Origin of the sequence: Virgibacillus sp. LDC1 (assembly GCF_025792345.1) — a bacterium.
Lineage (GTDB): Bacteria > Bacillota > Bacilli > Paenibacillales > Paenibacillaceae > Paenibacillus_AQ > Paenibacillus_AQ lautus.
In genome coordinates, this window is record NZ_JAOXLZ010000001.1 from 1,628,512 (window position 1) to 1,640,972 (window position 12,461).

The 12,461-nt window shown below is 49.2% G+C and carries 11 protein-coding genes; all 11 read left to right on the forward strand.

The features are described 5' to 3' along the window. The first annotated feature begins 145 nt into the window (after positions 1–145). The 11 genes from OHJ21_RS07390 to OHJ21_RS07440 all read left to right on the forward strand — a co-directional run bounded on the left by OHJ21_RS07390 (position 146) and on the right by OHJ21_RS07440 (position 12,328). Positions 146–2,461, forward strand: coding sequence for a helix-turn-helix domain-containing protein (locus OHJ21_RS07390; RefSeq protein ID WP_486019691.1), 2,316 nt, complete (start codon positions 146–148; stop codon positions 2,459–2,461). A gap of 211 nt (positions 2,462–2,672) precedes the next feature. Further along, a complete protein-coding gene (locus OHJ21_RS07395) occupies positions 2,673–3,530 on the forward strand; it encodes an ABC transporter permease (protein WP_246059302.1) in 858 nt (285 codons plus the stop codon). 16 nt (positions 3,531–3,546) lie between these two features. After that, positions 3,547–4,443, forward strand: a complete 897-nt coding sequence (locus OHJ21_RS07400; protein ID WP_100537049.1) for a carbohydrate ABC transporter permease — start codon at positions 3,547–3,549, stop codon at positions 4,441–4,443. Positions 4,444–4,474: 31 nt separating this feature from the next. Continuing rightward, complete coding sequence (locus OHJ21_RS07405; protein ID WP_326114934.1) at positions 4,475–6,145, forward strand: ABC transporter substrate-binding protein; 1,671 nt, start codon at positions 4,475–4,477, stop codon at positions 6,143–6,145. Positions 6,146–6,160: 15 nt separating this feature from the next. Beyond that, on the forward strand, positions 6,161–7,033 hold the full coding sequence (locus tag OHJ21_RS07410) for a sugar phosphate isomerase/epimerase family protein (RefSeq protein ID WP_326114933.1): 873 nt from the start codon (positions 6,161–6,163) through the stop codon (positions 7,031–7,033). A gap of 325 nt (positions 7,034–7,358) precedes the next feature. Further along, a complete protein-coding gene (locus tag OHJ21_RS07415; RefSeq protein WP_100537052.1) occupies positions 7,359–7,841 on the forward strand; it encodes an Rrf2 family transcriptional regulator in 483 nt (160 codons plus the stop codon). A gap of 21 nt (positions 7,842–7,862) precedes the next feature. Next, positions 7,863–8,855, forward strand: coding sequence for an LLM class flavin-dependent oxidoreductase (locus OHJ21_RS07420; protein WP_326120610.1), 993 nt, complete (start codon positions 7,863–7,865; stop codon positions 8,853–8,855). Positions 8,856–8,997: 142 nt separating this feature from the next. After that, positions 8,998–9,735 (forward strand): DUF4184 family protein, encoded by a 738-nt coding sequence (locus OHJ21_RS07425; RefSeq protein WP_486019692.1) that lies wholly within the window; start codon positions 8,998–9,000, stop codon positions 9,733–9,735. Between the two features lie 41 nt (positions 9,736–9,776). Beyond that, complete coding sequence (locus OHJ21_RS07430) at positions 9,777–10,631, forward strand: protein phosphatase 2C domain-containing protein (protein ID WP_486019693.1); 855 nt, start codon at positions 9,777–9,779, stop codon at positions 10,629–10,631. 182 nt (positions 10,632–10,813) lie between these two features. Then, positions 10,814–12,028, forward strand: coding sequence for an epoxide hydrolase family protein (locus tag OHJ21_RS07435; RefSeq protein WP_486019694.1), 1,215 nt, complete (start codon positions 10,814–10,816; stop codon positions 12,026–12,028). Between the two features lie 129 nt (positions 12,029–12,157). Beyond that, positions 12,158–12,328, forward strand: coding sequence for a hypothetical protein (locus tag OHJ21_RS07440; protein ID WP_165789629.1), 171 nt, complete (start codon positions 12,158–12,160; stop codon positions 12,326–12,328). The last annotated feature ends 133 nt before the right edge of the window (positions 12,329–12,461 follow it).

Consider the following 12,461-nt stretch of genomic DNA (forward strand, 5'->3'; position numbering starts at 1 on the left):
ACCGAATGGGCGTATCAGAGACCTGCACCAGCAGGTCTGTTTGCGTTACGATTCTGGAGGGAGAAATCAGTGCCTTTTGGTCTACTGACTATGCGCACAGTTCTTTGTTATATTGGATCATATCTGAAAGGAAGAAAGGGGGAATATGCCGGTGAAATCCGTTTCGGGGGAGAAGGCTGGGCTGTTGTTTCGATTTTTTATACCATATGCCGTCATTCTGGTAGGCTCGCTATTGGTTGGTTGGTTTGCATATGGGAAAACCTCGAATCTGATTGAAAACGAGACGGTGAGGAGCACCTCCGCGGCACTGCAGCAAATTCAGGAAGCGCTCGATCAGAGATTTGCCGAAATCGAAAACATTGCAAGGCAGATGTCGAGCGAATCGAAGATTCAATCCTTTCAATTCGAGAAAGAACCATTTGCCGGGACAGGTCCGTACCGTCTATGGGATTTAGAAAAGAGTTTGTTTAACTACAAATTGTTTAATCATTTCATCGTGGATTATTACATCGCGTACAAGAACAGCAGTATGATCATCTCTCCCCGCAAGGTGTATACGGCAGATCAGTATTATCGTTCGCTGCTGCGCTATGAAGGTCAATCATTAAGCGAGTGGAAGCAAGCTCTGTTTGGGCAGTACCATTATAAAACGTATGCGCCGGGGCATTCGGTTGTTTATGAAGGTAAACCTTACTCGGTCGTGAGTTATATGCAATCCTTCGGGAATAAAAGCAGCAGCGGGGTGGTCACGATTCTGATTAACAACAGGCAGATCCAGGACATGCTTCGCAAAGTCGATCCGGAACAAGAGGGCTTTGCCTACATCGCGGATCAGAACGGCAACCTTATCAGTTCTATTGGTTTGAAAGAACCGGACATTTTGAAAGCGCTTCCCAAACAAGGGGGCTACTCCCATATCCGAAGGAGCGGTCAGGAAATGCTGGTGACGCAATCCACGTCCAAATACAATGGCTGGAGCTATGTATCCGCTCAACCGAAATCCGTGGTGCTCCAAAAGGTAAATTATATCAAACAGCTGACATTGACGATTTTTATCACGGCTCTTCTGTTGGGGCTTGGCATGGCCGGCTATTTCGCTTATCGAAGCAGCAGGCCATTCCTTAAGATCCTCCAGCTTCTACCCTCTTCGCGTCGGGATGTAAGGTATGCTGTCTCTCGTAACGCCGTTGACTATATTGGACATTCCGTATCCGAGCTGATTGAAAGCCATGATACGCTGAAGGAACGGTTAGAAGAACAGATTCCGATGCTGCGAAATGTCGTGGTTGACAGGCTTCTGAAAGGAAGCTTCACATCGATGCAGGAGATAGATGCTGCCATGGAGCACGCACAAGTCCAACTTCGGGGATCTCACCATGCGGTAGCTCTTCTTCATATTCGGGGATACCAGGAGCCGTTTATGGAAGAGATGCTGATGGAACTCGATATTGTAAAAATCAACATCCGTGACCGGATTCAAGCGTTATGCGGGGAGAGGGTGTTGCTGCATGATTTTGGTGAAAACCAATTGGTCCTGATCCTGTCGGGAACAGCAGCAGACAACGCGGATTTTACGACACAGATGCGAGCGAATGTACAGGTAATTTATGAGCATTTGAGCGGAATCTCAGATACGGGTTTGTATCTGGCTGTAGGAGAATGCCAGTCCAGCGTTGCTGAGCTGTACCGTTCCTACGGGGAGGCCAGGTTTGTGCTTCATCACGCAGGATGGAGCGAGAAGATTCCCATCTTATATCATGCTGAAATGGAAATGCCGGCCTTCTCCTATTATTACCCGGCCGATGAAGAGATGAGGCTGATACAGCTTGTGAAGGCAGGCAATCTGGATGAGACGCAGCAGCTTCTGCTGCAGATCAAGGAGAAGAATAGATCGGAGCGGCAATTGCCGATGGCCGTGGAGAAGCTCCTTGCCCAGGAGCTTAGCGGTACCTTGATGAAATGCTGCGAACAGACAGGAAATGATGGAAGCGGCAGAACGGAGGAAATGGACGCCGTCATCCGAGCGTTAAATCCGGTCATGCCGCCTGCCGAAGCTATGAATATTCTCTACACCGCATTCACTCGGCTCTGCCTGAAGAACGAGGAGAGGAAGAAGAGCCACAATGATCATTTAACGAACCGGCTGCTTACCCATATCGAGAACCACTATGGAGAGAGCGATCTGAGTTTATCCACGCTCGCCCGGGAAACCCGCACCTCCGAAGCTTACGTATCTTACTTCTTCAAGGAGCAGACGGGTTTGAATTTCTCGGAGTATCTCGAGAAGCTCCGAATGGATGAGGCAAAGCGGGAGTTGGCGGCGAGCGACAAGCCGGTAAGTTACATCGCTGCAGCTTGTGGTTATCTGTCGCTCAACACCTTCAGTCGGGCGTTTAAACGGGTAAATGGCATTAGCGCTACCGAGTATAGACGCCTTCACCGGGCCGGAGAACATGCTTAATCTAAAGAAATGCGTAATGCCGGATTGGTGAATAACAGCCCATTCTAAAATTCTGAATAGCGACCGGAAACATGAAGATTTACGCCGATCAATCCGGCTGTATATACTCCAATCACGGACCGGATTGGGACGAATTCATTAACGATTGGAGTGGTAACTGCTGAGTGGCTGGAAGAGTATCATCCGTAGCTGGCAACTGTACGCTTTTTTTTTGCTCCCGTTGTTGTACATCATCATATTTAAGTATGTACCGATGTACGGCGCGCAGATTGCGTTTAAAGAGTTCAACGTCACGAAGGGAATCAACGGAAGTCCATGGGTAGGCTTTGCCCAGTTCGAACGCTTCTTTCAATCGCATGAATTCTGGCGACTGCTGAAGAACACATTCTCCATCAGCTTGTACACGCTGATAGCCAGTTTTCCGTTTCCCATTATGCTTGCGCTTGGACTGAATTATGTAAGGAACCGGCGATTCAAGAATACCGTCCAGATGGTTACATACGCGCCTTATTTCATCTCTCTGGTCGTACTGGTGGGCTTGATGCTGCAGTTTATGGATCCAAGAACGGGACTCATCAATACGATGCTCGGCTGGATCGGCATAGGTCCGTTTCATTTCATGGCGGAGGCTTCCTGGTTTCAGTCGATCTATGTGTGGTCCCATATTTGGCAGAATGTCGGGTTTTCCTGCATCATTTTTTTGGCAACGCTTTCAGGCATTGATCCGGCTCTCCATGAAGCAGCTGTCATGGATGGAGCCACGAAGATGCAGCGGATGCGCCATATTGACCTCCCGGGCATTATGCCCATCGCCATCATTCTGCTCATTTTGAATACGGGTCAAATGCTGGAGACCGGCTTCGAGAAAATCCTGTTAATGCAGAATGCGCTGAATTTGCGATCATCCGAGGTCATCGACACGTACGTGTACAAGGTTGGATTGGTATCTCAAGCGATGAACTTCTCATATGCCACGGCAATTGGGTTGTTTAAAGCGATTATCGGTTTCGTTCTGCTGCTGATCGTGAATCAGACGGCCAAAAAGCTGAAGCAGGAAAGTCTTTGGTAAGGAAGGGAGGACATGTATGCAATCACCTGCCATGAAGGAATCCGGCTCGGACCGCGTTTTTACGGTGGTCAACTACATCATATTATCCGTTTTCCTAATCGTTGTGTTATATCCGCTGATTTATGTAGTCAGCGCCTCATTCAGTTCCAGCAGCGCGGTTTTGTCGGGAAAGGTATGGCTGTGGCCAGTCGACCCGACGCTCGAGGGTTACCGTGCGGTGTTCAAAAATACGATGGTCGCCAAAGGCTTCATGAACACGCTGTTCTATACGCTGGCAGGCACCTCGATCAATCTCATTCTGTCTGTTTTGGCGGCATACCCGTTGTCGCGCAAGGATTTTCGGGGCCGCAGCGTGTTCATGCTGCTGTTCGTGTTCACGATGCTGTTCAATGGGGGGCTCATTCCGACCTACCTGCTGGTGAAGGATCTCGGCATGATTGACACGGTATGGTCGATGCTGATTCCCGGGGCGCTATCGGTGTGGAACGTCATCATCATGCGGACCTACTTCCAGACGACAATCCCCCCGGAATTGCTGGAGGCTTCGCAGCTGGACGGCTGTACGGATTTCCGGTTTCTGTGGCGCATCGTGCTGCCGCTTTCGGGTCCGATTCTGGCCGTCATTGCCCTATTCTATGCCGTTGGACACTGGAACCAATATTTCAACGCCATGATCTATTTGAAGAGCGCGGATTTGTACCCGCTGCAGCTGGTGCTCCGCGATATTCTGGTGCAGAACGAGGTCAATATCGAAATGCTCGGCGACGCCAAAACCGCTGCGGCCCGGCAAGGGCTGCGGGAGCTGCTGAAATATTCGCTGATCGTGGTCACTTCAGTGCCGCTGTTGATTGTTTATCCATTCTTGCAGAAGTTTTTTGTCAAAGGGGTCATGATCGGTTCGTTAAAGGGATAATACATCCATCATTTCAGGAGGGCGGGACGTAATGAGAAAAAGAACACGGGTTATCATGAGTGCTTTCACCGCATTTAGTATCCTTCTTGCAGGCTGTACGGGTTCACAGAGCCCGAAGGGCACGGATGAGGAGCAGAAAGCCGGCACCGAGCCTATCGCATTATCCGAACCGGGAACCTATCCGCTGGTTCAAGAGAAAACCACCTTGAAGGTAATGGTGCGGGGAAATCCACTGGTCGAGAATTTCGAAACGAATGAATTCACCAAATGGTACGAAGAAAAAACGAATGTGCATATCGAATGGGAGGTCGTTCCGGAGCAGAGCATGCAGGAGAAGCTGAATCTCGTTCTTGCCAGCGAGGATTATCCCGATGTCATCATGGGCTTGAACATATCGCCGGCGCAGCAGATGATTTACGGCTCGCAGGGCGCCTTTCTTCCATTAAATGATTTGATTGAGAAGCAGGGCCCGAACACGAAGAAGTTGTTCCAGGAGAACCCGGAGATCCAATCCACGATTACGGCGCTGGACGGCAATATCTATGCGCTTCCGGAAGTGAATGAATGTTATCATTGCTCCATGAGCCAGAAAATGTGGATTTATGAGCCTTGGCTGAAGAAACTCAATCTCAAAATGCCCGAAACCACCGATGAGCTGTACGAGGTGCTGAAGGCTTTCAAAGAACAAGACCCGAACGGCAATGGAATCCAGGATGAAATTCCGCTGTCGATTTCACCGAAATCCTGGAGCTCCTCCATCGATGCGTTCTTGTTGAACTCTTTCATCTATAATCCGGTTTATGGCTCAAGTTACAAGCATATATTCATAAAAGACGACAAGCTTGACGTTGCCTTCAACAAACCGGAGTGGAGGGAAGGATTGCGGTATATGAATAAGCTGTATGCTGAAGGGCTGCTCGCTCCGGAGTCGTTCACGCAGGATGACAATCAGCTGATCCAGATCGGGGAGAATCCCGATACCGTGCTTCTTGGTGCTTCAACCGGCGGCCATCAGGGTATATTTACCCAACTCCTCGGCGAAAGCGGAAGATGGTTGGAATATAAGACCGTGCCGCCGCTCAAGGGACCGAATGGGGTTCGCTATGCGGCTCTCGATTCCACCGGAATGAACCCGGGTGCATTTGTCATCACGAAGAAGGCCAAGCATCCTGAGCTCGCCCTGAGGTGGGCGGATGGGCTGTACGAGCGGGAGCATACGCTGCGAAGTGTGTATGGCCGCCCGGACCAGGAATGGCGGGAAGCGAAGGACGGAGAGATCGGCATTAACGGGGAGCCTGCGGTCTGGTCTGAGTTGAAGTCATACGGTACGGTCCAAAATATTGCCTGGATTCAAACCGGCCCGAGTTTGCGTACAAATGATTTCCGCCTGAGCGCTGTTGCCAAGGGAGACGACGACCTGGAAGTCGTATTGTACAACGAAACGAAAAATAAATACGAACCTTACAAACCAACCGATGTCAGCACCGTGCCGCCGTTATTTCTAACCAACGAGCAGGCGTCCGAGGTAGCGGATCTGTCCAAGACGATCAACGATTACGTGGATGAAATGATGGCCCGCTTCGTGATCGGCGATGCCGATCTGGATAAGGACTGGGATAGCTACGTGAAGCAGCTGGAGGCGATGAATGTAGCCCGTTACCTGGAAATCTACCAGGAAGCTTATGATGGAAGAAGCAAATAAAGGAGGGATTGCAGGATGAAGGTTGGTGTGAGCACCTACAGCTTGCTGCCGGCTATTCGCGCAGGAGAAATGACGGTGCTGGATGTGGTGGATTGGATCGCGGAGAACGGCGGCCAGCACATGGAGATTGTACCCTACGGATTTACGCTGGAGGACAATCCCGGGCTTGCCGATGCGGTGCGTGAGCGGGCGGCGGAAGTCGGCATCGCGTTATCCAACTACTCCATGCCCGCTAATTTCGTCCAGGAGAGCCGGGATGACTTCGATGCGGAGGTAGAGAGGATCAAGCGCCACGTGGATACGGTCAACCAGCTGGGAATGAAGCATATGAGGCATGACGTAACGGCGTTCACACTGCCGCCGGAGAAGATGGGAATTGATTATGTGGAAACCCACCTGGATATGATCGTGGAAGGATGTCGCCATATTGCAGATTACGCTGGCCGTTACGGTATTACGACCACGATCGAGAACCACGGCGTGAGTGTACAGGCGAGCGACCGGGTACAGCGCGTGCTGCAGGCTGTCGATCGCCCGAACTTCAAAACGACCCTGGATATCGGCAACTTTCTATGCGTTGACGAGCAGCCGCTGGTCGGCGTGAAACGCAACTTGCCGTTTGCCTCGCTCATTCATGTGAAAGACTTCTATTATCGTCCATATGATCAGGATCCGGGCGGGGGAAAGTGGTTCCGAACCTCCCATGGCAATTACCTTCGAGGCTCCATCTTCGGCCAAGGGGATCTTGATGTGCGACGAATTCTCCGACTCATTAAGCAGTCCGGTTATGACGGAGATATTACGCTGGAATTTGAGGGCATGGAGGAGTGCAGGGAAGGAACCCGGTTGGGCTTGGACAATCTGAAGCGGTTATGGGACGAAGCCTAGGTGGTTTCGTAAGAGAAATAATATTATCATATTGAAACAGATATGGAATAACAGAATAGCAGAAAAGTCGCGCCTAGCGCGACTTTTTTATTTATTATACTTCGACTTCGAGGCATTTATTTCATCATATTAACTAATAACATGGTGCGTGGGTTATGGATGGGTTTCATTCTTCATCTGCATCAGGTCGGCTTTGATTTTACTTTCGCTTCGAATTCATATAAGATATAACGTGGATAATGTTTATCCGCTTTAATCGCGAATAGATGTATGGATGTGTTGTTAAGATAATGAACCGATATTTTCGTAAATTGAGGTGCTGCTTATGCATATGAAAACAGGCGTGGAACAGTCGGTGTATGCCCTGGTTCTATTGAATATGCTGCCGGACAAGGCGGTGCTGCCTGGGGAAGCGATTAGCCAGCAGCTGGGGACATCGGTAACCTATTTTCAGAAACTGTTAAGAAAGCTGGTAACAGCAGACATCATCACGTCTGTGCCCGGAATCAAGGGCGGTTTTAGATTAAAGAAGAAACCGGAGGATATCCGAGTATACGACGTATACCTCGCAGTGGAAGGGCAGCAATCTCTCTATTCATCCAACGGAATTCTAGTAGATTTGCTGGACTTGGAGAAAGAAGAAAGCTGCTGTCTGTTATCCGATTTAATGGAGGAAGCGGAGTCTTCCTGGAAGGCCGTATTAAAGCGGGAGACCATCGCTTCACTGTCAGAGGAAATGTGCGGTGAACGCTTTAAAGACAAGGTTGCGGCTTTAGAGGAATGGATCAATAACAAAATGGTCATTTAACCGAGGAAGGGATGAAATCGCATGAGATTAAGCGTATTGGATCAGGCACCCGTAACAAGCGGGAACACGGCGGAAGGCGCCTTGAAAAAAGCGGAAGAACTGGCTATCCTGGCAGATGAATTGGGATACAGCCGAATGTGGATGGCCGAGCATCATGGAGGAAATACGTTTGCCAGCTCCGCACCCGAAGTGACGGCAGCCCGGCTTGCAGCCAAAACCGACCGGATTCGCATCGGTACCGGCGGCGTCATGATGATGCATTATTCTCCCCTTAAACTCGCGGAAGTGTTTAAGACGCTAAGCGCTTTTACTCCGGGAAGGATTGATTTCGGTGTAGGACGAGCGCCCGGCGGCGATACAAGTGCCATGTACGCTTTGTCGGAAGGGCGGCAGCTGATGCTTCATAACATGTATGACAAACTCGCCGTTACGATGCAGCTCCTTCGTGATGAGGTCCCGGGAGATGAGCTGTATGCCCCAAACGCTGCTGCTCCAACCGGCGTTGCGCTGCCGGAAGTATGGCTGCTCGGCTCAAGTGGCAACAGTGCGTTAAAAGCGGCTCAGATGGGGGTCGGCTACTCCTTTGCGCAATTCTTTAACGGAGCGATGAGCAATGAGATCTTGGATCATTACCGCGATAATTACCAGCCATCCATATTCATGGAAAAGCCGGAGATTAACGTATCCTATATGGTGACTACGGCCGAAACGAAGGAAGAAGCCGAGTATGAAGCGCTGCCGCAGGATATTTTCCGTTTGATGATGAGCAAGGGTCGGATTACGCAGGTGCTGACGCCCGAAGAAGCTCAGAATGTGTCCTTAACAGAAATCGACCGGATGGCTATCCAGGAAGGCCGCAAGATTCATCTTGTGGGAGCGGTTCAAGATATCGCGGCACGCTTGCAGGAAGAGCAAGCCCACTACGGGTTTCAGGAAGCCATGATATGCAGCATTCCGCATACGCAGGAAAAGCGACTGGAGGTTTACCGCTTGCTCGCACGCGAACTGCTGTAATACTATAAAGTAGACTAGGGATAGGCGGATGCCTGTCCCTTTTTATAAAGGTGAAATTTTATTGATCCCTAACGAGAGTGAATCTGTTAGAATAGTAAAAAATTAGCTATTTTCATCATTCACACAGCAGTTAGGAGATCTTATGCCGTTTACATTCGCTCACCCCGTCATCACGATGCCTTGGTGGAAGAAGAAATCGCTGCCGGTGTCAGCCCTCATTATCGGCTGCATGGCACCGGATTTTGAATATTTTGTCCGATTTCGGGCAGCTGGTATATGGAGCCATGAGGGTCCTGGTATCTTGCTGTTTAATCTTCCCATGATCTTGCTCCTGTACGTTTTATTCGAGACCGTGGTACGACCCGTTCTATTCGTATATTTGCCTTCATGGTTCCCCTACCGCTGGGATCGGGAAGGGAAGCTCCCGACCTCACTTAAAGGTTGGCTTACCGTAACCCTCTTGGGATTGGTGGGCGTTGGCACGCACCTGCTGTGGGATCAGTTTACGCACAAAGGTGCCTGGATCGTGAATCAGATTCCTATACTTACCCAATGGATACATATCGACTCCGTACAAATACAGGTGTATAAATTATGTCAGCACGGCAGCAGTCTGTTGGGGCTGATTCTGATCGTATGGTGGATTCATCGCCATTTGTATGTAGCATCAACGCGAAGAGAGCATTCGTATCCGGTTTTACCTTTTTGGGGCGTATTTGTGGTGATTTATATTCTGGTTATGCTCATGGCCATGTTGACAGTTGTTGATGGTGATGGGATGACGTTGGTATTACACCTTGTCGTTCCGGCCATCAGCAGCTTTCTACTTGCAATACTTGTAGCTTGTCTTGTCTTTTGGCGGGCTGCAAGGGGTAAGTAGCATAACTAGTACACAAAATCGGAATTAACAGGAGGATGGTTATGGTAACCGTTGAGCAATTCACGCATAGGGGAATCCATTTCTTAAATGAAGATGCACTAGTCGTAAACGAGCGAGCTGCCGTGTATGGCGTGTTAGATGGGGTTTCATCCATCGTCCCATACCTTAGCGCCAAGAAGGAAACCGGAGGTTACATCGCTGCTCAAGCCGTGAAAAACTACTTCGAATCACTGGACCGGGTCGAACAGCTTACGGAGCATGCTGCGGCAGCGAACCAAAAGCTAAGAGAGCTTATGGTGCAAGCCAATATCAACCTGGAGGAAAAAGATGGGCTTTGGGGTACTGCTCTTGCTCTTGTACGAATTCAAGAGGATCGCGTGGAATTTGTACAGACAGGCGACTGCATGATCCTTGCCGTATACCAAGATGGAGAGGTTCGCCCGTTGACCTGGAGACAAGTCGCTCATTTAGAATCTCCAGCCATCGAGAAATGGGAGGAAGGCGTGAATAAGGGATTGTCCAATCAAAAAGACCTCCATGGGACGGTTATGGATATCATCAGGGAGAATCGCTTTCAGAGTAACACGAATGGAGGCTATGGCGTATTGAACGGGGAAGCCCGCGCCGCCCATTTTCTCGAATACGGAAAGATCAACAGGTCACGATTGAAGCACGTGATCTTGTTATCGGATGGTTTATTCTGGCCTTCCAAGGATGTGCCCAGTGATCGATCCTATTGGGACTATACCGCGCAGCGTATACTCGAAATCGGTGTTGAGCAGTATGCACATGAATTGCTAGAGATCGAAGAGGCTGACCCTGAATGCCTAACCTATGCAAGATTTAAAAAATCCGATGATAAAACAGGTATGGTGCTTCATTTTAACAGCCCTTAGATGGTCAATCGATAAAGCGTTTATGGTCTCCCAGAGCCCGTGTATATCACGGGTTCTTTTTTGATTTCGGAATGATGAGGCATCCTCATAATATAGGGAATCTTTTTCCACGAAATACTGACATATTGTCGTCAGTGTTTCACTTCTATAATGAAGAAAAAATTCGAAAGCGAGGTTATCCCATGTCTAACGATCATCACGAAACCAAGTACCAAGATAACAACTCGATCCGACCCTTCAATATGAACATCCCTCAACGGAACATTGACGAGCTGCGAGCTCGTTTAGCTCAGACCCGGTGGCCTTCTCAATTACCTGGAGGTGGATGGAATCGGGGGATTCCTGTCGCGTATCTTAAAGAGCTGGCGGAATACTGGCAGAATGAATATGACTGGCGTGAGTATGAGCAGCAGCTTAATGCATTTCCGCAATTTATAACGGACATTGAGGGTCAGCAGATTCACTTTCTACATGTACGATCTCCCGAGCCTAATGCCCTTCCGTTGATCATGACGCATAGTTGGCCAAATTCCATTGTTGAATTCATAAATATGATTGGACCACTATCCAATCCAAGAGCATACGGTGGAGATCCAAGCATGGCGTTTCATATCGTGGCACCTTCACTTCCAGGGTTCGCCTTTTCCACTTTTCCGGAGCCGGCAGATGAGAGACCATGGAGCATCAAACGCGTAGTCCGTGTTTGGGCTGAGCTGATGCGCAGACTCGGTTATGAAACTTATGGAGCACATGGCAACGATGCGGGCGCTTTAGTTTCCCCCGAGTTGGCTATCCTTGATGCTGAGCATACGATTGGTGTTCATATTACAGGAGGGCTGGGTATCCCGATGGGAGACCCGAATGAATTGGATGGGCTCAGTGAGGAGGAAATGGCCGAATTCACCCGTCTTGCCGAGCTTTTTGCAGGAGGAAGCGGTTATGCACCTTATCTGTCCAATCGGCCGCAGACACTCAGTTATGGGCTTCTTGACTCACCGGTAGCTGGACTTGCTTACCTTGTCGAGCGGTTTAAAGAATTTGACGGATGGCCCAACAACTCAGAAGAGCTTCCTCAAGAACCGATCCATAAAGATTTGCTGCTCACTAACGCAACATTATATTGGTTCACGCAGACAGCGGCTTCCTCGTCCTGGACTTATTATGAGGGGGCAGCCGGGATGCCAGCAAATCAAATGAAAGTACCGACAGGGGTTTCACACGGGGGAGGTTCTGTCTTCCGGCGTATTGCTGAGGCCAAAAACAACATTGTGCACTGGTCAAATCGAGAGAGTGGTAGTCATATGGTTGCCATGGCAGACCCGGATTCGCTCATTGAGGATATCAGAGTATTTTTCAGCAAGCTTCGCTGCTTTAGACACGTTGAGAAATCGGTATAAAACAAGAGCATCAATAGAAGGTGTTGGGGTCCGATATCATGAAAAATATACAAACGTGCTTTGCCTAACAACATTTTCATGTCCGAATCATATTTTATTGTAATGGCATGGAAGCGGGAGGTATGTGGCATGGGCCAACGAACGCAAAGAAAACGAAGACAGCAAACAACCTCGCATAAAGCTACGATTAAACAATTGGCGTTTATTGCAGCTATCTTAGTGTTAATTGCCTCAGCTATAGGCCTCTACGTTGCATACGATGACTTGTTCGAGGATGAAGACGTGGAAGTTATCGTATAACAAAGCGTGTTGGGACAAACCGATCCAAAAAACGTTTATTTATCTTTTTCATATATGGCACATGAAGATTCCGCTTCAATACAAAGGCAGCCGTTCTTGACCATTAGAACAGGCTGCCTTTGTTATGGCTTCT